Annotated in this window: 24 protein-coding genes and 1 pseudogene; 15 read left to right on the top strand and 10 right to left on the bottom strand. The window is 42.9% G+C overall.

Annotated features, from left to right (window positions below):
* Window positions 1–42 precede the first annotated feature (42 nt).
* The 7 genes from GKR48_RS08980 to GKR48_RS08950 are packed head-to-tail and all read left to right on the top strand — an operon-like array spanning window position 43 to window position 6,956.
* Entirely contained in the window at window positions 43–1,041 is a 999-nt protein-coding gene (locus GKR48_RS08980; RefSeq protein WP_154627815.1) for a 3-oxoacyl-[acyl-carrier-protein] synthase III C-terminal domain-containing protein, read from the top strand.
* The gene (locus GKR48_RS08975) at window positions 1,038–2,045 is read left to right on the top strand and encodes an NAD-dependent epimerase/dehydratase family protein (RefSeq protein WP_154627814.1); all 1,008 of its coding nucleotides are present in this window, start codon (window positions 1,038–1,040) and stop codon (window positions 2,043–2,045) included. The genes GKR48_RS08980 and GKR48_RS08975 overlap by 4 nt, the downstream gene beginning before the upstream one ends.
* Window positions 2,042–2,842 (top strand): MBL fold metallo-hydrolase, encoded by an 801-nt coding sequence (locus GKR48_RS08970; protein WP_154627812.1) that lies wholly within the window; start codon window positions 2,042–2,044, stop codon window positions 2,840–2,842. Before GKR48_RS08975 ends, GKR48_RS08970 begins: the two co-directional genes overlap by 4 nt.
* Window positions 2,839–4,116: a F390 synthetase-related protein gene (locus tag GKR48_RS08965; protein WP_336431138.1), complete on the top strand. Its 1,278-nt coding sequence runs from the start codon at window positions 2,839–2,841 to the stop codon at window positions 4,114–4,116. The genes GKR48_RS08970 and GKR48_RS08965 overlap by 4 nt, the downstream gene beginning before the upstream one ends.
* Complete coding sequence (locus GKR48_RS08960) at window positions 4,113–4,742, top strand: phosphatase PAP2 family protein (RefSeq protein ID WP_154627905.1); 630 nt, start codon at window positions 4,113–4,115, stop codon at window positions 4,740–4,742. Before GKR48_RS08965 ends, GKR48_RS08960 begins: the two co-directional genes overlap by 4 nt.
* Window positions 4,739–5,863: a sterol desaturase family protein gene (locus GKR48_RS08955; protein WP_154627811.1), complete on the top strand. Its 1,125-nt coding sequence runs from the start codon at window positions 4,739–4,741 to the stop codon at window positions 5,861–5,863. The genes GKR48_RS08960 and GKR48_RS08955 overlap by 4 nt, the downstream gene beginning before the upstream one ends.
* A complete protein-coding gene (locus tag GKR48_RS08950) occupies window positions 5,850–6,956 on the top strand; it encodes a fatty acid desaturase family protein (RefSeq protein WP_154627904.1) in 1,107 nt (368 codons plus the stop codon). The genes GKR48_RS08955 and GKR48_RS08950 overlap by 14 nt, the downstream gene beginning before the upstream one ends.
* A gap of 30 nt (window positions 6,957–6,986) precedes the next feature.
* On the opposite strand, the gene GKR48_RS08945 is transcribed toward GKR48_RS08950, so the two are convergent.
* The 5 genes and pseudogenes from GKR48_RS08945 to aspA form a co-directional block, all read right to left on the bottom strand.
* Window positions 6,987–8,027, bottom strand: coding sequence for a fimbria/pilus periplasmic chaperone (locus GKR48_RS08945; RefSeq protein WP_154627810.1), 1,041 nt, complete (start codon window positions 8,025–8,027; stop codon window positions 6,987–6,989).
* Between the two features lie 107 nt (window positions 8,028–8,134).
* Window positions 8,135–8,665 carry a fimbrial protein gene (locus GKR48_RS08940; RefSeq protein WP_230088632.1) on the bottom strand — a complete coding sequence of 177 codons (531 nt, stop codon included), beginning with the start codon at window positions 8,663–8,665 and terminating at the stop codon, window positions 8,135–8,137.
* A gap of 573 nt (window positions 8,666–9,238) precedes the next feature.
* Window positions 9,239–9,577 carry a helix-turn-helix domain-containing protein gene (locus GKR48_RS08935; protein WP_154627808.1) on the bottom strand — a complete coding sequence of 113 codons (339 nt, stop codon included), beginning with the start codon at window positions 9,575–9,577 and terminating at the stop codon, window positions 9,239–9,241.
* Window positions 9,578–10,324: 747 nt separating this feature from the next.
* Window positions 10,325–11,645: pseudogene (locus GKR48_RS08930) on the bottom strand (anaerobic C4-dicarboxylate transporter).
* Between the two features lie 140 nt (window positions 11,646–11,785).
* Window positions 11,786–13,210 (bottom strand): aspartate ammonia-lyase, encoded by a 1,425-nt coding sequence (gene aspA / locus GKR48_RS08925; protein WP_154627807.1) that lies wholly within the window; start codon window positions 13,208–13,210, stop codon window positions 11,786–11,788.
* Between the two features lie 402 nt (window positions 13,211–13,612).
* On the opposite strand from aspA, the gene GKR48_RS08920 reads away from it, so the two are divergent.
* The 4 genes from GKR48_RS08920 (at window position 13,613) to GKR48_RS08905 (ending at window position 17,025) form a co-directional block, all read left to right on the top strand.
* Entirely contained in the window at window positions 13,613–14,137 is a 525-nt protein-coding gene (locus GKR48_RS08920; RefSeq protein ID WP_336431137.1) for an FxsA family protein, read from the top strand.
* A 159-nt stretch (window positions 14,138–14,296) separates the two neighbouring features.
* Window positions 14,297–14,587: a co-chaperone GroES gene (locus tag GKR48_RS08915; RefSeq protein ID WP_154627805.1), complete on the top strand. Its 291-nt coding sequence runs from the start codon at window positions 14,297–14,299 to the stop codon at window positions 14,585–14,587.
* A 53-nt stretch (window positions 14,588–14,640) separates the two neighbouring features.
* Complete coding sequence (gene groL, locus GKR48_RS08910; RefSeq protein ID WP_154627804.1) at window positions 14,641–16,284, top strand: chaperonin GroEL; 1,644 nt, start codon at window positions 14,641–14,643, stop codon at window positions 16,282–16,284.
* 396 nt (window positions 16,285–16,680) lie between these two features.
* Window positions 16,681–17,025 (top strand): DUF4156 domain-containing protein, encoded by a 345-nt coding sequence (locus tag GKR48_RS08905; RefSeq protein ID WP_036955950.1) that lies wholly within the window; start codon window positions 16,681–16,683, stop codon window positions 17,023–17,025.
* Between the two features lie 58 nt (window positions 17,026–17,083).
* Here GKR48_RS08905 and epmB read toward each other — a convergent pair whose 3' ends face one another.
* Entirely contained in the window at window positions 17,084–18,112 is a 1,029-nt protein-coding gene (gene epmB / locus GKR48_RS08900) for an EF-P beta-lysylation protein EpmB (protein WP_154627803.1), read from the bottom strand.
* Window positions 18,113–18,154: 42 nt separating this feature from the next.
* On the opposite strand from epmB, the gene efp reads away from it, so the two are divergent.
* A complete protein-coding gene (efp, locus tag GKR48_RS08895; RefSeq protein ID WP_006658996.1) occupies window positions 18,155–18,721 on the top strand; it encodes an elongation factor P in 567 nt (188 codons plus the stop codon).
* A gap of 117 nt (window positions 18,722–18,838) precedes the next feature.
* Here efp and GKR48_RS08890 read toward each other — a convergent pair whose 3' ends face one another.
* The 3 genes from GKR48_RS08890 to GKR48_RS08880 form a co-directional block, all read right to left on the bottom strand.
* Window positions 18,839–19,042 (bottom strand): YbdD/YjiX family protein, encoded by a 204-nt coding sequence (locus GKR48_RS08890; RefSeq protein WP_006658997.1) that lies wholly within the window; start codon window positions 19,040–19,042, stop codon window positions 18,839–18,841.
* A 272-nt stretch (window positions 19,043–19,314) separates the two neighbouring features.
* The gene (cstA, locus tag GKR48_RS08885) at window positions 19,315–21,408 is read right to left on the bottom strand and encodes a pyruvate/proton symporter CstA (protein WP_154627802.1); all 2,094 of its coding nucleotides are present in this window, start codon (window positions 21,406–21,408) and stop codon (window positions 19,315–19,317) included.
* 348 nt (window positions 21,409–21,756) lie between these two features.
* Complete coding sequence (locus tag GKR48_RS08880) at window positions 21,757–22,662, bottom strand: EamA family transporter (RefSeq protein WP_154627801.1); 906 nt, start codon at window positions 22,660–22,662, stop codon at window positions 21,757–21,759.
* 268 nt (window positions 22,663–22,930) lie between these two features.
* Between GKR48_RS08880 and sugE the strand changes: the two genes are divergently transcribed.
* On the top strand, window positions 22,931–23,245 hold the full coding sequence (gene sugE, locus GKR48_RS08875; protein ID WP_154627800.1) for a quaternary ammonium compound efflux SMR transporter SugE: 315 nt from the start codon (window positions 22,931–22,933) through the stop codon (window positions 23,243–23,245).
* A 100-nt stretch (window positions 23,246–23,345) separates the two neighbouring features.
* On the opposite strand, the gene GKR48_RS08870 is transcribed toward sugE, so the two are convergent.
* Window positions 23,346–23,588 carry a helix-turn-helix domain-containing protein gene (locus GKR48_RS08870; protein ID WP_154627799.1) on the bottom strand — a complete coding sequence of 81 codons (243 nt, stop codon included), beginning with the start codon at window positions 23,586–23,588 and terminating at the stop codon, window positions 23,346–23,348.
* 218 nt (window positions 23,589–23,806) lie between these two features.
* Here GKR48_RS08870 and GKR48_RS08865 point away from each other — a divergent pair, with 218 nt between their 5' ends.
* Window positions 23,807–24,583 carry a hypothetical protein gene (locus GKR48_RS08865; RefSeq protein WP_154627797.1) on the top strand — a complete coding sequence of 259 codons (777 nt, stop codon included), beginning with the start codon at window positions 23,807–23,809 and terminating at the stop codon, window positions 24,581–24,583.
* 47 nt (window positions 24,584–24,630) lie between these two features.
* Window positions 24,631–25,824 (top strand): MFS transporter, encoded by a 1,194-nt coding sequence (locus GKR48_RS08860; RefSeq protein ID WP_154627796.1) that lies wholly within the window; start codon window positions 24,631–24,633, stop codon window positions 25,822–25,824.
* Window positions 25,825–25,828: the final 4 nt, after the last annotated feature.

Below are 25,828 nucleotides of genomic sequence, written 5' to 3'. Positions count from 1 at the left end.
TGAAAGGGTAATAAAGCAATAAACTACAAGAATAGGTAAAAAATGCTTAACCCCAACACGTTTGTGCCACTGAAAATTATTGCTTCTGGCATCGCACTACCCACACATAAAATATTGTCGATGGATTTGGATAAGCAGCTAAATAAGCCGAACGGTTACGTTGAAAAGCGCTCAGGGATCCGCTGGCGCTACCATGCATCCAATACGGATAGCCAAGCTGAATTAGCTGCAGCAGCAATTCACGATGCATTAACTCGCCACCATATTGATCCTGCTTCAGTGGATGCCTTGATTTGTGCCTCGGCTATTCCCGTTCAAGCCCTACCTTGTAGCGCAGCTCATATTCTTGCAAGTTCAGCACTTCATTCGGGTATTGCCTGCTTTGATGTGAATGCGAGCTGTGTGAGTTATTTATCGGCATTGCAAATCGCGGGTGGGCTACTCGCAACCCATCAGTATCGTCGAATTGCGATTGTCTCTGCGGATATTGCTTCTCGTGGGATCGATTGGGAGCATGAAGAATCTTCGCTGATCTTTGGTGATGGCGCAGCTTGTACACTTGTTGAGCACGGTGATGGGCATAGTGGCATTTTGGCATTTCGCTTGGAAACCTATCCTGAAGGATTAGATCTCTGTGAAATTCGTGCGGGGGGGACTCGCCGTAATCCACGCTCAGGTATGGAGCCGAGCGATTTCTTATTCCACATGAAAGGCAAACCGCTATTCAAGATGGCATCCGCCATGGTTGAGGATTTTATGGAGAGAATACTGTCTCAAGCGGGAGTGACCTTAGCGCAGATAGACACGGTGGTTCCCCATCAAGCGAGTCACTTATCCTTGGAACATATGCGTAGGCGTCTTGGTGTCACCACCGAGCAGTTAGTCGATATCTATGCCACACATGGCAACCAAGTGGCGGCATCAATTCCTTCCGCGCTACATGAAGCCATTATCACCGACCGTTTTTATGGTAAATCCCACGTAATGTTGGTAGGAACCGCAGCCGGTTTGGCGTTATCTGCCTTGGTTTTGATCCCATGAAAATTTTAGTGACAGGCGCGACCAGTGGGCTTGGGCGCAATGCCACAGAAATCTTGCTACGTGATGGGCATCAGGTGGTAGCTTGCGGGCGTGATTTGGTTATTGGTCAGGAATTAACGGATGCAGGGGCGGTATTTATTCCCGTTGAATTAGCACAGCTGACCCCTGAAACCGCGCACGAATTGATGGCAGGGTGTCAGGCAGTTTGGCACTGCGCCGCACTGTCGGCGCCATGGGGTGCGCGTGAAACATTTGAAGCCATTAATTGGCAAGCAACCAAAACCTTGGCGCAGACCGCGGCAGAGCAGGGCATCGAGCGGTTTGTGCATATCTCCACACCAGCTATCTATTTTAATTTTACTCACCAGCACAATATTTTCGAATCAACGAATAACACGCAATTTGCCAATGATTATGCGCGAACGAAGTTCCTTGCCGAGCAAGAAATTGCCAAGATAGTGCCGAATTATCCTTCAACCACCTTTGTGATTTTGCGCCCTAGAGGATTATTTGGGCCTCATGATCGGGTTTTATTGCCGCGTTTGATGGCACAAGTCCGCACCCGCCATGGCAAATTGGTACTGCCGGCAGGGGGCAAAAATGCCTTCGATTTGACCTACGTTGAAAATGTGGTGGATGCCATGATGTTGGCAACCGAAAAACCGTTAAAAAGTGGCTCGATATTTAATATCACCAACCAAGATCCTCAACCGTTAGCCACGACATTAAGAATGCTGTTTGAACAAACTGGAACGGCGTGTCAGATTAAATCAGCCCCTTATTCGCTATTATACGGTGTGGCATTCTGCTTAGAAAAATTGGCGATTATGCAGCGAAAAGAGCCGTTATTAACCCGTTATAGCCTCGGTGCTGCTTATTTCACGATGATTTTAAATAATGAATGCGCTCAGCAGGAACTCGGTTACCACCCTCGCTATTCCATGGCGCAGGGCATTGCACGCACAGCCAAATGGCTTAATGAAAATCAAGAGGGCAAATCATGATGAACATTCGGGTATTTGAAGTGGGATATTGCACCCATCCCGGTTGTGTTGCCCTCAAAGGTGCCAGTATAAAGGCGTGTAAATTCCCTGCTCGGGCGTGGCTGATTGAAGGGCATGACCAGCGCTGGTTGTTTGATACGGGGTATGCCGACCACTTTTATGACCATACCCGCGAGGGGATTATGCGGCTGTATCGTGCGGTTACGCCTGTTTATTTTGATACCAAAGATGCTCTTGTTTCTCAGCTAAAGGCGGATGGCATCACGCCCGCTGATATTACTGGGGTGATTATTTCCCATTTCCATGGTGACCATATTGCGGGGTTGCGGGATTTCCCCTCTGTACCGTTGATCTGTTCGGGGGAAGGGTGGCAAAAAAACCGTGACTTAACCGGATTTTCCGCATTACGTAAAGCCTTTGTGCGCGGATTGATACCCGAAGATTTCGAAGAAAGAGCGCGGTTTTATGAAGGTTTTGAGCATATTGAGCTGCCCGAAGCTTTAGCCGAATTAGGATTTGGTTATGCAATAAACCCTGAAAAAACCTTAATTGCAGTACCGCTGCCGGGTCATGCCGCGGGGCATACAGGGCTGTGTGTCGCGACGGATGACGGCTGGATCTTGCTGGCGGGGGATGCGGCATGGTCACCAACGAATTACCGAGAATTACGCGGACCAATGGCGGTAGCGAATTTAATTATGGATGACCGCCATGCCTATTACGATACGCTCAATAAATTGCATCAGATTGATAAACGCCAGATACCGATCCAACTGTGTCATGAGGGCGAGCTGTGAAACTGCTGAAAATTCTGTGGCATTACTGGCAGGCTCGCCGACTGCGTTTTACGGATCGTGCAGCGCTAGAAGGATATCAACAGCGAAAATTGTCGGCATTTACTCAGCGTTTTTTACGGTGCAGTCCCTATTTTTCGGCATATTGTGAGCAAGCACTTACTCAGTGGCCTGTGATGAATAAAGCTTTGATGATGCAGCATTTTGATCGCATGAACACCCAAGGGCTGAAAGTGGATGAGCTGCTTGCCTGCGCAAAACAGAGTGAATCTTCCCGAGATTTCTCCCCAACAGTGGGAAAATTCAGTGTGGGATTATCGTCTGGAACTTCAGGAAAGCGGGGCGTATTTGTGGTCAGCCCAGGTGAGCAAGCTCGCTGGTCGGGAACTATGCTGGCTAAGATGCTGCCGGATGGATTATTTGCAGGGGAACGCGTTGCACTGTTTCTACGTGCAAACAATAACTTATACGAAAGTGTGAATAATCGCTGGCTCTCATTTCGCTTTTACGACTTGCTGGGGGATTTCGATGAACACCTCGCTGTACTTAATCAATGGCAGCCTACCATTATTGTTGCTCCTGCTCAGGTGCTGGTGGAAATCGCAAAACGCCAGCAGCGAAATGCGTGCTCACTAACCCCAAAAAGGGTGATATCAGTGGCGGAAGTGCTAAATGCAGATGATAAAGCCCAGCTAAAAGCTGTTTTTGCAGATGTTGGCGAAGTGTACCAAGCGACGGAAGGTTTTCTTGGTTGCACCTGCCCTCATGGCACATTGCATCTGAATGAAGCTTTTTTGCATATTGAAAAACAGTGGATTGATGAGCGCCGTTTTTTACCGATTATCACCGATTTTACGCGGCAAACTCAGCCCATTGTGCGCTATCAACTGGATGATATCTTGGTCGTTAGAGAGACCCCATGCCCCTGCGGCGATGCGCAAATAGCTATTGAACGCATCGAAGGGCGTAGCGATGATCAATTGGTGTTAGCCAACCAACAAGGTGAGCCAATAACCCTGTTTGCGGACGCCTGTAACCGAGTGATATGTAATACTTTACCAACGGAAACAGATTACCGACTTCATCAACAAGGGCAGTTATTCACCTTATCCGCGGATTGTGAAGACGCGGCTTTGTTAGCATGTAAGCAAGCACTAACTGACTACTTTGAACTGCAAGGCGCAGTGACTGAGCATCTTCATTGGCAACTCAACACAGCCTTGCCCGTGACCGTAATGGCAATCAAACGTCGGCGGATCACGCGGGAGGCGTCATGATAACGTCGATGTCAGTATGGCAGCGTGTGGGGTATTTACTATTAGGTTGGGGATGTGTTGGGTTTATTTACTCTTTGACGGGGCATATTTACTCTTCCGCGCATGTCATTTCCCCCACACTGATTGATGATGCCATCGGTTATTCGCCAAATGCGGTATGGCTTTATCTCTCTTTTTTCCTTTTTATTCCTTGCGGTTATCTGCTGAGTCACGCAGAAAAAGTGAAGCCGCTAATGTGGCAGATGATCCTCTGTGCGATGCTATCTGGCACGGTATATCTGATTTATCCAACCACAGCCGAATTTCCTCAAAATATAGGCAGCGGGTTGACTCAGCAGGTGCTTGCCGGGTTATTGCAGGTGGATACGTCGCAAAATATGCTGCCTTCGCTCCACGTGTCGTTGACGTTAATTGCATGGAGGGCTTTGTGTCGAAAAGACCAATTTTTGAGAAACCTCTTGTGGCTATTGTGGGCGTTGATGATTATTTTTTCTGTCTTAATGCTGAAGCGGCACCTGTTTATTGATGTGGTTGGGGGCGCGGCTTGTGCGTGGATAGCGATAACGGTTGTTCGTTTACTGACGTTTCGCTTATTGGCGGCTAATCCGTCACGGAGAGTGCGATGAATGAACTGACATTTCCCATTATCTTTATGGTGTTGATTGTGATGGTGGAGGCGCTGATTATTGCTCGCCAAAAGCGCGTTTCATTCAGTTGGCAAGATGTGGTTTTTAACCTTAATTCTGGGCATATCATGCTGTGGTTATTCCGTGGGTTAGAGTTATTTTGCTACGGTTTTGTGGTCACGCATTTTTCTTTGGGTCTTACCGATAGCTGGCCAATGTGGCTGGTGTGGTTGTTTACGTTAATCGCTTGGGATTTAGGTTTTTATTGGCTGCATCGTTTGCACCATCGTTACCGTCTTTTGTGGGCCGTGCATGTGGTGCACCATCAAGGGGAGCATTTTAATCTCTCGTTAGGGGTACGTAATTCGTGGTATTCCTCACTCACTTCGATTCCGTTCTTTCTGTTATTGGCGTTGATGGGCGTGCCGCTCACCGTCTTTATGACGGTATCTGTGCTTCATTACACCATTCAATTTTTTAACCACAGTGGGTTAATTCCCCGTTTTAAATGGTTGGAAGCGTGGATGGTGACACCGCATCATCATCGGGTTCACCATATTAAAACGGGCGGGTACGCCAATCGTAACTTTGGCGGCAGTTTCATTATTTGGGACAAGCTATTTGGGACGTTTTCTGAATCCCCTGAAACGCCGCATCAATACGGTATCGGCGGAGAAGCTGCTACCGAAAACCCACTGATTGACAGTAATCGCCCATTTTTGCGTATCTTGGGTGTGAAAAAAGTGAATAAACCGATCCATTCTCCTCGGTATCACACCGGAAAAATAGGGCTAGTGGGTGGGACATTGCTGCTGTTCACGTTGGTGATTGGCTATGTGTATCGCTATGGGTACGGTTTTAATGGAACGACCCTTGAGCAAGTTGGGTTATTTCTGCTGCTGGCGGCGGGGACTGTTGCGTTGTCTGGCTTATCGAGTGGTTATGGTTGGGGAAAATGGAGCTGGTTTGCGGTTGCCAGTATGACGCTGTTATTGACCATCATTGCAGGTTGGTTGACGCCATTCTGGCTGGTGGCTAGCACACTGTTATGGCTACACAGTGTGTGTGTGCTCATCGGCATTGGATCAACTGTTGTGGATAGCGATGATGTTCAAGCCTAGCCCATTACCTCCGCTGGCGTTTCGTCAGAAAGATGACCTTGCTTTCCATCGTGAATTACAGCGGGCCGCAAACGGATACTTGCAAGAATGTGGGGAGCACCGCTTTGCGAATGGAAAAGCCTTCCTGAAAAGTGCGTTATTGGTTATTGCTTGTTTTAGCGCTTATTTTGTTATGCTGAGCTCTCAAGGGAGTGTGGCTTTTTTTATTGGTTACCCACTGTTTATTTTCTTTGCCTTATTGCTGGCGATTAATATGGTGCACGATGCTTCCCACAACGCTGTTTTTCAGCGAGGGGCGCTTAACCGGATTGTGAACTTTTGGGTGACTATTCCTTTAGGGTTAGATCCCGATTGTTGGCGTGTGCGGCACATTGTTTTTCACCATTCCCATACTAATGTCCGTGATTATGATCTGGATATTGAAGAGAATTTTTTATTGCGCCAAACCCCATACCAGCGCTGGTATCCGTTTATGCGTTGGCAGCATTTGTATTGGCCGTTGATAGCGGCAATGACGTTTCCCGCGCTGATTTGGGGCTACGATTGGTTTGACCGTTTTCATTTCACGCGTGTCGCGCCAAAAATGCGCCACCAAGGTGTAAAAGGTATTGGTATATTTTTGCTAAGTAAAATGCTGCATCTTGCATTGGCATTATTATTACCCTATTGGGTGTTATCCCCTTATGGCATCGGTATTGGCACGTTGCTGGGTGTTTATCTGCTTAGCCAAATGTTCGCGTCATTTATTTTTGTGGTGCTGATTTTGGGTACTCATTGGGCAAAAGCCACCTTTTATACGCCGCCAGAATCGGGACGAATGGCACAAGGATTTTATACTCATACATTTTCAACCACCTACGATTGGCAAACCACACCGACATGGTTGACTTATTGGCTCGGTGGGTTGAATTTACACCTAACGCACCATGTTTTTCCCAATTGGCACCATCGGCATTATCCCGCCCTTGCTAAGATTATTCAGCAAACCGCGCTGCAATTTGGTTTGGATTATCATTGTGTTGACGCCAAAACACTGTGGCGTTATCAACAACAGTTTTTGCGGCGGATGGGTGAGGGGGAAGGGGTTAGGTAAGCAAGATTCACTTACCTAAACATCGATATATTAGTTCAGTTCAGATTGAACATGTTGAATGCTGCACACCCACGGTTTATCCCGTTGAAACGCAGAAGGTAAATTTTGTATGGCGTGTTTGGCTGAGCGGATTGACGGGTATTCGCCATACACGAGCACATACCATTGGCGGTTATTTCTGACGGTTTCATACACCAAATAATTACTCAATTTATGTCGGCGAGCTTGTTCATAAAGCCCTTCAGCGCTGGCAGCACTCCCTAGTTGTAGCGTGTAATGGCGAGAGGATGCAGAACGAATATCGCCGCCTAAATTGGTGCTCACCGAGGTTTTTTTTGTCGTGGGGATCGTGACTTCTATCGGCTTGCTAGGCATGTCGATTGGTATCGATTCTATCTGCTCAGTTTCACTTCTTTGTTCTGACGGGGGCAGCACGAGGGTAATGATCACTTCCGTGGGTTCATCAGAAACGGCTTCGTTTCCTGCTGGCGCTGTTTGTTGCTGGAGGTGGGCGTTATGTGCCGAGGCGAGCATCAGGCGTTCACGATGCTGGGCAATAGGTTGCCATATTGTCGTTAGCGCATTTTGTAATGCCCGAATAGAGGTATAAATCCGGTGCGGTTTATGGTTTTGCGATGCCTCTAGCAAGGCATGATTTCCCTTGGCGGCTAACTCAAGCGTGTCAACGCGTGATTCAGATTGAACGGGCTCCGTCATCGGAGAACGGACTAAGGAGTACGAATACTGTTGGCAACGTTGTGCATCAAACTCATCTGCTGTGACACGCATTTCGTCCTGATTGGTCGAGCTTGGCTCCAACCGGAATAACGACGGCGTCACCACAAACGGGGTTTCACCGTTATCCCCATAGGGGGTTTGCAAGATTTGCGCTTTGATTAAATACGGGGTCGCTGATTGACTTGAACTCGTTACGCCAACACTCTTTCCTGTTGAGTTATCGCTGGCAGAAAAAATAATGCGAGTCGTGTCAATCGCCACCCCAGCTAACGATGAAGCAGATAGCAATAGCAAGCCACTGCAGATCCCTTGCATAAATCGGTTATGTCGCATTTGTCTATCCTTATCTCACTCGTTAGGAAAAGGGAGGTAAGACGGTGATGCTGTCTTACCTAAGTTGATACAGTTAACTCAATCGAATTAGTTAACGATATAAGAAACTAAGATTGGCGCGCTGCGCTGTAAGAGCCAGCAGCAGGTGCATCTGTCGCTGTTGCCATACCGACTTTGAAGGTGTATTGCGCAGCGGTTTCATCTGCGCCAATGTCAACTTTTGTGCCACTACCGTTGGTGATGCGCTTGTTGTCTTTATCTTCAATCATAAAGCCCACAGTTTGTGAATCTGTCGCAACAAAGAGGTCTTGTTGGTTGTTACCCACAGACGTAATGCCTTGAATGATTAAGTTACCTTCTTCACCCTTAGCACAGCCGACTAAAGTCACGGGCATATCAACGGTTGTAGAGGTCATTGCGTTGACTGCAGAGAAGTCAGAGTCCGCTTCGCCAACCGATGTTTTTAAAACACCGACGTTTAATACCGATTTACCGCCATTAATGGTGACGTCACAGGTTGTGTTAGTCAGAATGCCTTGCAGAGTCACTTCCGCTGAAGGTGCAGCCAGTGCATTTAGACTTACCGCAGACAGACCCATAAATAATGCAGTAGAAAGTACCGTTGTTTTAAATGACATAATTAAGATTCCTATTTGTCCAAAGTTAAATAATCAAATTGATGATATAAAGGTCATATTCCATGTCGCAGTTTTACTATAGATATATACGTATAGAGTACGATATTATCTATTTACCTAGACTAAATTCAGGTTACATCAGTTATAAGCATTCAATTTAAAGTTAGTTAATTTCCTTTACTCTATTCCTTAGATATAAAGGGGATACTCTCTCCGTTATAAAGAGAGTATTACCTTTACCCTAAGTTAATAATTTAGGGTGTTATTGATTTTATTTTTTGAAAATGTAACCCACCCTATTATTAAATTTGAAATTTATTAATTTGAATGGATTACATTAATATTTTTTATGTGGCTGAGTTGTTAATATTCACGTTTGGTTTAATAAGTATAAATAACTATATTTATAGATCATCTAGGTAAGATAAAGTATCACCATTATTTTAGATGAATTTAAATATTTGATTTATGTGTAATCAATGTGGAGAAAAACCTTAATTTTAAGTGTTTTTCTTTTAAATCAATTGTTTAATTGTGATTTAAAGTATTTATAATAAACGCAAAGTGGCTTGATTATTTTGCAAAGTTATTTTTTAACAAGGAGATATTTTTGCTGCCAATACTGCTTAGTTTAAATTTCATTATAGAAACTCGAATGATTGCACGGTCTAAAAAATCTTGAATAGGTATTTTTAGTACATTTAAAACCTGTATTAACATATCTATCGTGATATTACAGATACCGCGTTCATAACGAGAAACTTGTTGTTGAGAAATATTCAGTAAATTAGCTAATTCTTTTCCACTGAGTAAATGGCGCTTGCGTAATAAGTAAATTTCATAACCAACAGCTTTTGTATAAATAGTTATTCCCTTCTTAGTAGAAGGTTTTTTATCATTTATTTCTATCATTGTATGTATTCCTTCCAAACAGCATCACTTAATAAAAATCGTATTTAGGTGAATACGAAGGATTGAAGAAAACATTGTATGAGAAAATAATTCCCTCTGTTTTCTTCCAACTAATTTACGTGACGTTGTTTATAAAATCAATTAACGCAAATATAGAGTGATAGACAAAAATATTAATTTAAACTCTCTATGAGAGTAATACAAAATAATAAAGCTAGCGGTGAGCGGGTTTAAGGTGAGTAAGCTCTTTGAGATCATCGTTATTGGTTGGTGATTTATTCTTTTAAAATTAATTATTGATTAACAAAAAAGAATGTAATTCTGGATTTTACATTTATTAACAACTGGTAATCAAGCAGATCACGATTCAGCCTATTGGCGTCATAAAATCATCTTTTTTAATTCATTATGCCTTATTTTTCATTTTGTTATGAATTGATTTTTAGTGATTTTATTTGATTTTGGGTGTGTCAAAATGTTTCATTTTATTTAAATGAAAATGGACGCTCTATTTTTGATAAGTTTAACTACTTAGTTAAAACTGCTTATTCTTTCTTTATATTACAAATTCATTTCAAATATTATCTATTTTTGACTCTCCAAATAAGTGAGAGTTTTGTTAGATATTTATTTAAAAGGTAATTCATCAGGTTCAGGTTGCCTATAGGGAGTATCAAGATGCAGATATAAAAAAACCGTGACTCGAAAGCCACGGTTTTTTTGCATTTACTGATTGTAAATTGACGACTACAAGATCATACCGCCGAACAGGAAGCCGAAGGTAACAGCTAATGCCACAGCGATAGTCCCCGGGATAAAGAATGGGTGGTTAAAGACGAATTTACCGATGCGAGTTGTACCGGTGTCATCCATTTGTACCGCCGCAACCAGAGTTGGGTAAGTAGGCAGAATGAACAGACCAGATACTGCTGAGAATGAAGCGATAGCGGTTAATGGGCTAACGTTCAGAGCCAGGGCCATAGGCATCAGTGCTTTCGCTGTTGCTGCGAGAGTACAGAAGCGCAGAACAGAAGAAGAAGATAACCGCTAACATCCATGAGTGTTCGTGGATTAAGTCACCCGCAGTTTCTTTGATCCAATCAATGTTGTGCTGTACGAAAGTATCACCTAACCACGCAACACCTAAGATACAGATACATGCGCTCATACCTGCTTTGAAGGTACTTGAGTTCAGGATTGCATCAGTGTTTACACGGCACAGTACAGTGATTAACGTAGCCACAGTCAGCATGATGATCAGGATAGCGTTAGTGGTGTTCATCAGTGGGGTTGCCACAATACCTAAACTTGGGCTGTTGATAATTGCGTAGCAAACTACACCAACAACGCCGAGTAAGAACAGCAGAACAGACGCTTTAGCACCCGGTTTGATCTCTTTAACTTGGCTACCGCGCAGTTCAACTAAGCCTTCAGCTAAACGTTTTTGGTAGATTGGGTCATCAGACAATTTAGAGTTAAATGTCCAAGAGATAATGAAAGACATCAGGATGATAGCTAAGAACGTTGCAGGTAATAAAATACCTAACAGCGTGATATAGCTAACGGTGTTACCTGCGCCAACCATAGCTGGGTTTTCCATGACTGATGCCATGTAAACAACCGCCGCAGAAATTGGTGATGCTGTGATACCAATTTGAGCTGCAACAACCGCCGTAGACAGTGGACGACATGGTTTCACACCTTGTTCTTTCGCCACTTCTGCGATAACTGGCAGAGTTGCTAATGAGATATTACCTGTACCTGCGAACAGAGTTAGGAAATAGGTCACGATAGGGGCAAGGATAGTGATGTATTTTGGGTTGCGACGCAGTAATTTTTCGGTTTGAGCAACCAAGTAATCCAAACCACCCGCAATTTGCATTGCAGAGATGGCGGCAATAACTGCCATGATAATAGAGATTACGTCAAAAGGAATGGTTCCCGGTTTCACGCCAACTGCAGCGAGTACCAGAACACCTAGGCCACCGGCAAAACCGATACCTATCCCTCCAAGACGGGCCCCTAAAAAAATGGCCAGCAGAACAATGACAAATTCTACGGCTAACATAGTGTTTACTCCTCGACAAAAATGAAAATTATGAAACTTTTATGTTAATTATTTGTGTGTGCATTCATGAAAAAAGGCACGCTATCCGGTGGAAAGTCGTGCCCTTATTCTTAAGAATTATTTATGCTAAACATAAACAATTAGTCGTCAAATCTTTTTGCTTTATATTCTGGATGTTTTAGGTTCTCAACAGAGAAGATATCATCCAGCTGCGCTTCGGTCAGAAGTCCACGTTCTAGGACAACTTCACGTACGCTCTTACCAGTTTCCGCACAGATTTTACCCACGATATCACCGTTATGGTGACCGATGAATGGGTTCAAGTAAGTCACGATACCGATAGAGTTGAATACAAACGCTTCACAGATTTCTTTGTTCACTGTGATGCCGTTTACGCATTTCTCTACTAAGTTACGACATGCATTGCTCATCAGAGAAATGGATTCGAACATTGCTTGACCAATTGCGGGTTCCATTACGTTTAATTGTAATTGACCTGCTTCAGCAGCCATTGTTACACAGATATCATTACCAATAACTTTGAAGCATGCTTGGTTAACAACTTCAGGGATAACTGGGTTAACTTTTGCTGGCATGATAGAAGAACCTGCTTGTAATTCAGGCAGATTAATTTCTTTCAGACCGGCACGAGGACCAGAGGAAAGTAAACGTAAGTCATTACAGATTTTAGACAGTTTCATCGCCAGGCGTTTTAGACCTGCGTGAACAGTGATGTAGGCACCACAGTCAGAGGTTGCTTCGATTAAGTCTTCAGCAGGAACACATGGTAAGCCAGTCACTTCAGCCAATTTTTTAACTGCCAGTTCTGAATAACCTGGCGCTGTATTCAAACCAGTACCGATAGCAGTTGCACCTAAGTTAACTTCGAGCAGTAAATCGATGCTACGTTTTAAGTTTTTCTCTTCTTCTTTAAGAAGAGTTGCGAAAGCGTGGAATTCCTGACCAACAGTCATTGGTACTGCGTCTTGTAATTGAGTACGACCCATTTTCAGGATGTCTTTGTACTCTTCTGCTTTGCTTTCAAAACCTTTTTTCAGGTAAGTAACAGAATCGATTAATTTCAGAACAGAGTTATAAACCGCGATACGGAAACCGGTAGGGTATGCATCGTTGGTAGATTGGCTTTTGTTCAGATGGTCATTTGGGTTTAAGAATTCATATTCACCTTTTTTATGACCCATCAGTTCAAGACCGATGTTTGCCAGAACTTCGTTGGTATTCATGTTCAGTGATGTGCCCGCACCACCTTGGAATACGTCAACTGGGAACTGATCCATGCATTTACCTTCGTTCAAAACAACGTCACATGCTTTGATGATGGTGTCTGCAATATTACGAGGAATAGTGTGCAGTTCTTTGTTAGCTAGAGCGGCTGCTTTTTTAACCATTACCATGCCGCGAATAAATTCTGGGACATCGTTAATGGTGCGGTCGCTGATATAAAAGTTTTCAATCGCACGCAGAGTATGAACACCATAATAGGCATCAGCTGGAACTTCTTTTTTACCTAACAGGTCTTCTTCGATACGAGTATTGTTTGACATGAGAACCTTCTTAATTAGATTACAGTTACTGTCCGTTTATGCGCTTTAAAAAATATATCCTAAAACTAAACTTCTAGGTGGTTACCACCTATTACTCCTTTATCAGTATTATGTTCTACTGAATTATGGGGTGATCATATGCCTTTTATCACCCTATACCTTGAACCTAGATCATTTTATGGATTGATTAGTGCAATAGAATTTATATTGTGTGATTTGAATCACAGATAAGTATCGTTAATGATCTTAATCCATGAGTTGAAAATCACGATAAGAGACCCAATTATTATGGCTATACTAATGAAAAAAGCGAATATGAATAGTAGTCTCTTAGAGATAGTTCACAAAGGTTTTCATTTCCCCCCGAAAAATGCAGTAGCTTATTGATATAAAGGAGTACTTGTGCGCTGGTTACCACTAATTCTGATATGTATTTTGGTGTATATAGAGTCGGTCATTTTTGTCCGAGTCGCGGCTGAAATTGGTGTATTAATGACATTAATTTTAGTGGTGCTCACATCCTGTTTAGGGGTTTCTCTTGTGAAGAACCAAGGGATGAAAAATGTCATGCAAATACAACAAAAATTAATGAGTGGTGAAAGTCCTGCCGCTGAAATGATTAAAAGTGTGGCGTTAGTGTTAGCAGGATTTTTACTTATTGTTCCTGGATTCTTTACGGACTTTATTGGGCTACTTTTATTACTACCACCAGTACAAAAATTATTTGTGATGCGTTTAATCCCACACATTAAATTTTACCAACCAGGAAGTGGTTTTCAGGGGGGAGGTTATCAAAACGGTAATACTTTTGAGGGGGAGTATCAGCGTAAACAAGATGACCCTTCTTATACTATTGATGGTGAAAGCCATCGAGTCCCTGAAGATAAACCTTCAGATTCTGACAAAGATAATCCGCACAAGTCTTAATTCCTTTTAGTTTGTAGGGAGATAAATAATAAAAAAATTTATCTCCCACCCCTTGAAGTCTGACTAACCCACCCCAATCTCCTGAAACATGGTACTGGTGAAGATCACCTTGGTATCGACCTTTTACCCGTATGGACTTTATTTGTAGGAGAACTATTAATGAAAATTCGTCCATTGCATGACCGTGTTATCGTTAAACGTAAAGAAATCGAATCTAAATCTGCTGGTGGTATCGTGTTGACTGGCAGTGCTGCGGGGAAATCAACTCGTGGTGAAGTTATCGCTGTAGGCCAAGGCCGCATCCTAGAAAATGGCGAAGTGAAAGCGCTGGATGTGAAAGTTGGCGATATCGTAATTTTTAACGACGGTTATGGCGTAAAAGCTGAAAAAATCGACAACGAAGAAGTGCTAATCATGTCCGAAAGCGACATTTTAGCAATCGTTGAATAAGAATTTTCACTTAAAACTTTCATCAAACGAAAAGAATTTAAAGGAAAGAGATAATGGCAGCTAAAGACGTTAGATTTGGTAATGACGCTCGTACAAAAATGCTTCGTGGTGTCAATGTTCTTGCGGATGCAGTTAAAGTAACTTTAGGTCCTAAAGGCCGTAACGTTGTTTTAGACAAATCTTTTGGATCACCTGTTATCACCAAAGACGGTGTTTCTGTTGCGCGTGAAATCGAATTAGAAGATAAATTCGAAAACATGGGTGCACAAATGGTGAAAGAAGTTGCTTCTAAAGCTAACGATGCAGCGGGTGATGGTACAACAACCGCAACCGTTTTAGCTCAAGCAATTATCACTGAAGGTCTGAAAGCCGTTGCTGCTGGCATGAACCCAATGGATCTGAAACGTGGTATCGATAAAGCAGTAGTTGCTGCTGTTGAAGAACTGAAAACTCTGTCAGTTCCATGTTCAGACACTAAATCAATCGCACAGGTTGGTACTATTTCTGCAAACTCCGACGAAACTGTTGGTAAATTAATTGCAGAAGCAATGGAGAAAGTCGGTAAAGAAGGCGTTATCACCGTTGAAGAAGGTACTGGTCTGGAAGACGAATTAGACGTGGTTGAAGGTATGCAGTTTGACCGCGGTTATTTATCTCCTTACTTCATCAATAAACCAGAAACGGGTGTTGTTGAACTGGAAAACCCATTCATCCTGTTAGTCGACAAAAAAGTGTCTAACATTCGTGAATTACTGCCAGTATTAGAAGGCGTTGCTAAAGCGAACAAACCACTGCTGATCATCGCTGAAGATGTTGAAGGTGAAGCTCTGGCTACATTAGTCGTGAACACCATGCGTGGTATCGTGAAAGTGGCTGCGGTTAAAGCACCTGGTTTCGGTGACCGTCGTAAAGCAATGCTGCAAGATATCGCTATCCTGACTAACGGTACTGTTATCTCTGAAGAGATCGGTATGGAGCTGGAAAAAGCAACGTTAGAAGATTTAGGTCAAGCTAAACGTATCGTTATCAACAAAGACACCACTATCATTATCGATGGTATCGGTGACGAAACTGCAATCGCAGGTCGTGTGACTCAAATCCGTCAACAAATCGAAGAGTCTTCTTCTGATTACGACCGTGAAAAACTGCAAGAGCGCGTAGCGAAATTAGCTGGCGGTGTTGCGGTAATTAAAGTGGGCGCAGCAACTGAAGTTGAAATGAAAGAAAAACGCGCTCGCGTTGACGATGCTCTGCACGCAACTCGCGCAGCGGTAGAAGAAGGTGTTGTTGCTGGTGGTGGTACTGCGTTAGTTCGCGTTGCGGCTAAACTGGAAGCACTGAAAGGCGATAACGAAGAACAAAACGTAGGTATCCGTGTTGCTCTGCGTGCGATGGAAGCGCCAATGCGTCAAATCGTGACTAACGCAGGTGAAGAAGCTTCTGTTGTTGTTAACAACGTGAAATCAGCAACTGGCAACGACGGTTACAACGCAGCTACAGATACTTATGGCGATATGATCGAAATGGGTATTCTGGATCCAACTAAAGTAACGCGTTCTGCTCTGCAATTCGCAGCATCAATCGCGGGTCTGATGATCACGACTGAAGCGATGATCACTGATATGCCAGCATCTGACGCTCCTGATTTAGGCGCAGCGGGTATGGGTGGCATGGGCGGAATGGGCGGTATGATGTAAGCCAATAGGCAAACATCTTGCTCAAGTAGCTGCTAACTAGTGGCTACCAGCCAAAATAAGACCGGCACCATGAGTTATCAAGTGGTGCCGGTTTTTTTATAGGCAATCAAATTAATGCTTTTGTGCTTTGCATTTATGAGGTTTATTACTTATTTTTGCGTTAAGGTGACTCATCGGGTTATATTTAATCCAAGGTAAAAAATAGTTTAAATAAGTAAAGAACATCACAAGCGTATTGATTGTTTTGTGATAAACTCTGAGCGATTGGCAATAATTGAAAAGTTTATAAGTACATCGAGTAAGCTAATTTACTGCCATAAAACAGAATTTTGAGTGATTGGAGCGACAAAGGTTCGATGACCAGCTGCAAAAACACAATGAAAAATGAGGGAAAACATGCGAATTAAAGTCTTGCTTGGTGCTGCTGCATTACTAACTTTAGCAGGTTGTACATCAACCAATGATCTGACTGCGGCAGGCTCACAAGTTCGTTTTGTTGAAAATCAACCGGGAAGCGAATGCCAACTTCTTGGTCAAGTCACTGGAACTCAAAGCAACTGGTTGAGCGGCGTTAATAACGAATCTAGCTCTATGCGCGGCGCGGCAAATGATTTACGCAACAAAGCTGCAGCAATGGGGGGTAACGTGATTTTTGGTGCTTCAAGCCCAAGCGAAACTGTCCTGTCTAGCTTTGTTCCTGTTGATAGTAAAATGGTTGGTCAAGTTTATAAGTGCCAATAATCATATATCGAGAAGACCCGCTTAATTAAGCGGGTTTTTTTATACTGGTTCACTTTAGCTAGCTTTGGCGTAAGTTTAAATCAAGCAAGGTTTTGCTTGGTTCTCCACCTATCTCTCTTGCCAGTTTTGGCACTAAATATCCTGAAACTTGGCTTAGTAACTCGCGAATTAATTGCCGAGCTTCAAGATCACTCACTAAGAAGTGCGCTGCACCTTGAACTTTATCAAGCACATGTAAATAATACGGCAAAATTCCTACATCAAATAACGCATTGCTCAGGTTGGCTAATGCTAAGACATTATCATTAACTTGGCGGAGTAGTACGCTTTGGTTCAGTAGTGTGACTCCCGAACGTTTTAATTTCAGCATTGCTTGTGCAAACTCATCATCAATCTCATTCGCGTGATTAACATGGGTGACCATAATCACTTGTAAACGGGATTGAGCTAAGCGCTGGCAAAGGGTATCTGTAATTCTTTTTGGGATTACCACCGGTAAGCGAGAATGAATTCGCAAGCGCGTAATGTGTGGAATTTCCTCAAGTTGGCTAATTAACCAGTCAAGCTCGTGGTCTTTTGCCATTAATGGATCACCGCCAGAGAAGATGATTTCATTGAGTTCACTGTGGTTTTTTATATAATCCACAGCCATCAACCAGTTATTTTTATTTCCTTTGTTATCTTCATAAGGAAAATGCCGGCGAAAGCAGTATCGACAGTTCACTGCACAACCCCCCTTAACCAGCATTAATGCGCGGTTACGGTACTTGTGGAGTAAACTCGGGATCGCGTTATCCTGCTCTTCTAGTGGATCAGTAGAAAAACCTGGATGTATATCGAACTCTGCTTTTGCGGTTAATACTTGCAATAACAGAGGGTCTAGTGGATCACCTTTTTTCATTCGCGAAATAAAAGGACGCGGAACGCGTAAGGGGAATAACTTACGTGCTTCATGACCTTCTCGCGATGGTTGATGGTCTTCTAAGTTTAGTAATTGCAGCAATTCATCCGGATTAGTGACTGCTTCAGCAAGTTGTTGTATCCAGACTTCTCTGGATGAGGTATTTTGAGTTATAATATCGACCATTTTTTGGCTATGCCATTTTTAGTTTATAAATAGAGGATCTCCATGGCTACTTATAGTACCAATGAATTCCGCTCAGGTCTTAAAATCATGTTAGATGGTGAGCCGTGTGCAATTCTTGAAAGTGAATTCGTTAAACCGGGTAAAGGTCAAGCGTTCGCACGCGTTCGTCTGCGTAAACTGATTTCTAACAAACTGTTGGAAAAAACGTTTAAATCTACTGATTCTGTTGAAGGCGCAGATGTCATGGATATGAACTTAACTTACCTGTATAACGACGGTGAGTTCTGGCACTTCATGAACAACGAAACTTTCGAACAACTGGCAGCAGATGCGAAAGCTATCGGTGACAACGAAAAATGGCTGATCGACCAAGCAGATTGTATTTTAACGCTGTGGAACGGTCGTCCAATCGCGGTTACTCCGCCGAACTTTGTTGAGTTAGAAGTTGTTGAAACAGATCCAGGTCTGAAAGGCGATACAGCAGGTACTGGTGGTAAACCAGCAACTTTAAGCACTGGTGCAGTGGTTAAAGTTCCTCTGTTCGTTCAGATTGGCGAAGTGATCAAAGTTGACACTCGTTCAGGCGAATACGTTTCACGCGTGAAATAATCGCCGACAGATCAAGCCAGCCATTATAGTGAGTGGCGAAGTGAGATCAAGAAGAGCCGAATGCAGTTTCGTACTGTATTCGGCTTTTTTATTTGTGGAGTTCAGACAGAGCAATGATCAACAACATTTAAACCCGCCTTTACCCTTACCACCGTAGCGAGCATCCTGCCGCTCTTTGAAAAACTCCTCATAAGTCATCGGCGTTTGGTCAGGATGAGTACGTTGCATGTGGGCGACGTAGTTATCGTAGTCGGGGACGCCGACCATCATTTTGGCAGCTTGTCCTAAGTAACGGGCCGCTTTCCCTAAGTTTCCAAACATAAATCCTCGTCATATTTTGCGCTGTAGCTGTGTTGTCTTCGTTAGTTAAACCCAAGTCACATACTTATGTATGCTCCTCGGGTTTATCAAACTCGTCGCCTTGCTACAACACAAACTATTTAGAGGATTGCATCGTAGCGAGCGATTTTGGAGAAAGAGAGTGAGTTTTGAAAAACATCTAAATCAAAAATCTAAAATACAAAACTGAAGTAAAAAGGTTAATAGATTCTCAATTCTCAATTCTCAATTCTCAGCTCTCAATCTCCGGTGTATTAATGATGGCGGGTATTTGCCACAATCTCTTCGTAGTTGGCTGGCATTGGTTCGTAAGGAACTTCGTTGGCAGTTGGCTCCTTAGATTTCAATGCTTTTAACGCGGTACGGATAGAGAATAGGGCGAGAACCACAACCACAATCATAAAGAAAATCGTTAAGCCAGCATCTAAACGGTTATTGAAAACCAACTGAGTTAACTGCGATTCCGTATATTGCGGTGGCAAGTTGCCGCTATCTAACATCGCTTGGAACTTATTCGCGACGGCTAAGAAACCAACGCGGGCATCTTCACTGAAGGTCTTTTCCCAGCCAGCGGTCATCGTACACACCAATAACCACGAAGTTGGTAATAGCGCGACCCATGCGTAAGCTTGGCGCTTCATCTTGAACAGAACGACCGCACACAGCATCAACGCCATACCTGCTAGCATTTGGTTGGCGATACCAAACAGTGGCCATAAGGTGTTAATACCACCGAGTGGGTCAACGACGCCTTGATGTAAGAAATAACCCCAAGCCAGCACACACAATGCAGTGGCTATCAGGTTAGCGGGCAGAGAATCCGTTCTTTTCAATGATGGTGAAACCACACCCAGCAAATCTTGTAGCATAAAGCGTGCCGCACGGGTTCCGGCATCCACCGCAGTCAGGATAAACAGCGCTTCAAACAGGATGGCAAAGTGGTACCAAAAGGCAACATTCATCAACCCGCCTAGCGCGCCATGAAGAATATATGCCATACCGACTGCCAGTGTTGGAGCACCCCCGGCACGGGAAATAATGCTGGTTTCCCCAACCTCGTTGGCAATTTGCGTCAATTGTTCAGGGGTAATCTGGAAGCCCCAGCCGCTGACAACTTGTGCTGCAGAAGCCACAACATCCGTCGTGCCAGCTGGTGCTAACATCGCCATTGGGCTGTTCATCGCGAAATAAACGCCTGGGTCAATTACACAAGCTGCGACTAACGCCATGATAGCTACGAATGACTCCATCAACATCCCGCCATAACCAATAAAACAAGCTTGGTTTTCGTTGGCGAGCATTTTCGGCGTGGTACCAGAAGAGATTAAGGCGTGGAAACCGGAAACAGCGCCACAAGCGATAGTAATAAATAAGAATGGGAATAAGTCCCCCGCCCAGACAGGGCCTGTTCCATCAATATACTTAGTTAACGATGGCATTTGCAGGTTTGGATTTAAAATCAAAATACCGATCGCCAGACCGATGATTGTTCCAATTTTCAGGAAAGTAGAAAGGTAATCACGGGGGGCTAATAGCAGCCAAACTGGTAAAACGGCAGCCACAAAACCATACCCAACCAACATCCATGTTAGCTGGACGCCGGTGTAGTCAAAGTAAGGAGCCCAAGTTTCACTCTCTGCGACCCAACCACCAGAAATGATCGCAAAAACTAAGAAAATTAAACCAATAACTGAAACTTCACCAATGCGACCCGGGCGAATATAGCGAGTATAAATTCCCATAAAAATAGCCAGCGGGATGGTGAAGGCAACGGTATAGGTTCCCCACGGGCTGTGTGTTAACGCTTTCACGACAATCATCGCGAGCACAGCAAGGATGATCACCATGATCATAAAGCAAGCAATCAGCGCAATGACCCCAGCAGTATTGCCCATTTCCTCTTTAACCAGTTCACCCAAAGAGCGACCATCGCGGCGAGTGGAAACGAACAGCACCATAAAATCTTGTACCGCCCCTGCCAGTACTACCCCTGCGAGCAGCCAGAGCATTCCGGGCAAATAGCCCATTTGTGCCGCAAGTACAGGACCGACTAAAGGACCAGCACCTGCAATAGCGGCAAAGTGGTGACCAAATAACACTTTTTTGTCGGTTGGAACATAATCCAGACCATCGTTGTGACGAATGGCTGGCGTCATACGTGTAGAGTCCACTTGCAGGACTTTTTTTGCAATAAACAGTCCATAGTAACGATATGCGATCAAATAAATACAGACCGCAGCGACCACGATCCACAGGGCGTTGATCTGTTCACCTCGGTTTAATGCAATATAACCGAGTGAAAACGCGCCGAGCAGAGCGAGAACAATCCAAATCAATTGTTTACCCATAGCCTTTCCCCATCCATTTCGTTAACGAGCTTTATTAGTTATTTATGTAAGTAAAAACTTAAACAGATATAGCGAGAGTTGTGGGAAAGGAAAAGTAGCTAAATCGAGACACTTAATTGAAATTGTAGATAAATTCCAATATTGGAATTAGCATCACTAAAATCGAAGTTAATATTGGATTTTATCTTGTTTTGGTCTAGCGTTAATTTATTGGTTGGGTTTATATTCTAATGAATTTTTTAATTTAAGATTATAGTTCTGAATGGGTGCGCTGAAATTCTTGCTTAGGATATTAAGATAGACAAAAAATACCGGAAGAAAATTTCCGGTATTTGAAGATGTTGACGATTACTTTCGGATCATCTGAATGATTTTTTTACCAAACAATGTCGTGATAAGCCCGAACATAATCAAAATTAATCCAGCGATTTGTATGCCATTAATATGCTCCCCAAGGAATAACACGCTGCTGCTTAACCCAAAAACGGGCACCAATAAAGAGAACGGTGCGACGCGCCAAGCCTCATAGCGTCCGAGTAATACTCCCCATAAGCCATACCCAACGAAAGTAGAAAGATAGGCAAGATATAAAATCACGCCGAGTACCGACCAATCAAACCCCGCTAAGCCTTGAACAATTGCCTCTTCACCTTCGAAGATCCACGAACTTAATAAGAAAGGAATAATCGGTATGAGGGCGCTCCAACTGACCAAGGAAAGAGCGCTGCATTTTTCTTCGCCTTGATGCTGCATAATAATGCGATTGGTGATATTACCAAACGCCCAAGAGAGCCCCGCAACCAAAATAAAGATCAAGCCCAACAGAGGGATATCATCGATTCCGCCAGAGGTTGCGCCATTGGCTAAAATCCCAAGCCCCGCGATGGCGATGAACATGCCGATAAAGTGGGTTGGTTGTAGGGATTCTTTAAGGATCACGGCACCGAGCAAGATAGTGAAGAAAGCTTGTGACTGTAAAATCACCGAGGCAATGCCTGCTGGCATACCTACGCGTAAGGCGCAGAATAGAAATGCAAATTGCCCAAAGCTAATGGTTAAACCATAAATCAATAGTAGCTTTAAAGGGATCTTGGGGCGCTTAAATAGGAAGATGGCAGGGAATGCCACAAACACAAAACGTAAGGCACCGAGGAGTAATGGGGGTAAGGCGGTTACGCCAAGTTTAATGATCACAAAGTTGACGCCCCAAATAATCACGACACACAGGGCAAGTAATATATCTTTGATACGCATGGTGTTTTCTCGGTACAGAATTGGCGGAGGATCTCTACTTTACCTGTGCTTTGGGATTTGTGCGACGAGATTGCATCTCATGACTTAAATTCAGCATGAATAGGATAAATGTGGGTGTTAATTTAGTGTTAATTATTATTTTAAGTGACTTGAGTCTCTGAAATTGAACGTTTATAATACGGTTTCAATTCGCGTGTTCAGGACGACCTGAAATCATCACGTTTAAGTAATGGGGACGACCCCGAGAAGTTGACGGAGTACATCCACCATGGCTTGGATCATTTTATTATTCGCAGGTTTATTAGAAGTTGTTTGGGCAGTGGGTTTAAAATATACCCATGGTTTTACGCGCCTGACACCAAGTATCATCACTATCACCGCCATTATCGCCAGTATGGGCTTGCTCGCTTATGCGATGCGTGACTTGCCTGCGGGAACCGCTTATGCGATTTGGACGGGAATTGGCGCAGTCGGTACCGCGATTTTTGGGATTATTTTCCTCGGCGAATCCGCCAATATGTTCCGCTTATTGAGCCTTGGCTTGATTGTGATGGGGCTAATTGGATTAAAAATTTCTAGTTAAGCCACTGAGAATAAGAACGGGTGAGCGATGGCTTACCCGTTTTAACAATTCCAGCATAATAGAATTCAAATAACATAATAGTTATATTTATCTTGTTTTCTTAATCAATAGAGCTGGTTTCTCTTCTTTTAGGTTGATGCTGCAAATAACGAGATGGCCATATTTCATCGGGTGCCATTTCTAAAAATTCAGCAATAATTCTCTCTCCTTTAGGCCAACGACGTGACAATGCATTATTCAATGTAGAAGGATTTAATCCGACAGATCTTGATATCGCAGATAATGTGGTTCCTCTTTTTCGAATGGCGGCAATAATGTCAGCCGGATGCCAATCTTGTTTCATATTATTCTCCAATAATTCTAAAATAATTAATTATTAAATTTAATTAAATTTGTTTTAATTAAATTCATCATATGGTTTATTTGGAATGTTAAATTAGAAAAATAAATTGCCTTTTAAAATGTCAATTAAATTAATCTTTGACATGAGGAATTTCTATGTTAAAGATATTAGCGGTTTTTAATGTTGTTATTTCACAGTGAAATTTAAAAGGAAATTAAATGAATATTGAAAGTGATTTTTTGGAAAAATCATGTGATGGGTTAAGGAATATATTTTCAAGTCAATTTAATTGGGATGATATGGATCTATCTTTTAGTAGGGTTGACTTAACGGAACGAAAAATACTGACAATATCCAGCAACTATGAATGGGTCTTGATCTACTGGAATGATGACTTAGACCTGTTAATCAGTGAAAGATTGTCTTCGGGAATTCAATACTGGGATAATTACTCCAAAGCATATTCAGATACATTGTTAAAAGTAAATAATAGTGAGGTTAAGATCGATCTTTGTACGAAATATGGAAATGTTTTTGAATTGGCATCAATTAATTCAAAGAAGAAATTGTCAATAAAAGAAATTAATGCAATCTATAAATATAGGCCCATTATTTCAGATTATGCACAAAGTATTTGGCAGAAAGATAATGATGCTTTTCTACCACAAAGAGAAAATATTATTTTACCCGCTGAAAACCATAGTGAAAAAAATGAATTAGATAATGATATGCTTGATATACACCAATATATGCGCTTTGGTAATATTCGTTTTACTCGTAAAGAAATGATCACCATTCGCTTATTACTTTCCCACTGCAAAGTAAAAGAAATTAGTTATATCCAAGGTTGTGCAGAAGCCAATGAGCACAAGCGAATTCAACGCATCAAAGAAAAATTAGGATGCCCACATGTTTCTTCCAGTGGTTTATTTACGGTTCTAAAAGAACACGGAATTACATTGGCGTGTTTAGAAACCCTAGTGAGCTATCCGTAATTTCCCGACATTATTTAGGATAAAATTTTTACAACAAGGATGATGCAATGAAATGGAAATATCGCATTGGTGCAGCCGCAGGAAATGCGTTGGAATATTATGATATTGCCGTTTTTGCTGCAATATCAGTTTATTTGAGTACAGAGTTGGAAAAATTGGGTTACTCACAGTCCACGATAATGGTATGGGGGATTTTTGCGCTGCGTTTTTTAATTCGACCTATTGGCGGGGTTGTTATCGGGCGTTATGCCGATATTGCAGGGAAAAAAGCGGCGTTAATCTTGACGAGTTTTATGACTGGCGTTGCAACATTATGTATGGCGTTATTGCCTATCCAATTACTAGGAATTTATACCCCAATCGCTATTTTAATACTTCAGCTTGCTCTTGCTTTTAGCTTTGGCGGTGAGTACCCATCGGTAGTGACTTACTTATTCTCTGATACGAAAAATAACGAGCGGGCCAGAATTGCGGCGTTAATCTCTGGAAGTGTAGTGGCAGGGGTTATTATTTCAGTTGGATTAGTCGTATTGTTACAGCAAATCCTTGATAAAGAAACGATGCACAGTATTGGCTGGCGGATCCCATTATTTGTAGGTTTGCTTAATATCGGGATCAGTTTTTGGTTTCGTGCGAGATTACCAGAAAAGCAGGAAAATAAAGCGGAAAGGCGAACGTTTAATTGGCAAGGGATCGTTTATCTTTTTTTGTTAACCGCGCCCGCCTCAGTGGCTTTTTATTCACAAAACCTTTCTGGAACAATTATTGTTAAACACTTGAAACATGATGAATTCAAAGATGTTTTTCCTTTGATATCTTCCGGACTTTTGTTAGTACTGATTATTTTAACTTGCTGGTTCACAACGAAATGCAGTACACCATCGAAAGTTTACCGGATGGGGGTTGCTGCGCTAGTGCTCTTATCCGTCCCTGTTTATTTTACACTTCAGCTCGATAGCCTCATGTTAGTTGGCCTTGCACAGCTTGTTATTGCAGCGTGTTCTGCAATGATCCTTGCAAATTTACCGGCCGTACTGGCGAGTGCGGTTCATGGTAATACCGCAATGCTGGGCGCTGGTTATAATGGGGCTTCTGTGTGCATTGGGGGGATAACGCCGCTAGCCATTACCTACTTGAGCGATTTTCATTTAGGTTATGCAGGCTGCTTTATTGCATTTTGCGGGGCATTATTTTTCCTGACACGCTGGCTACCAAAATCAAAAGCACTAGAATTTAATTAACTGA

Source organism: Providencia sp. wls1943 (assembly GCF_009706275.1).
Lineage (GTDB): Bacteria > Pseudomonadota > Gammaproteobacteria > Enterobacterales > Enterobacteriaceae > Providencia > Providencia zhijiangensis.
Note: the sequence above shows the minus strand (reverse complement) of the source record. Positions and strands in the feature narration are given on the sequence as shown.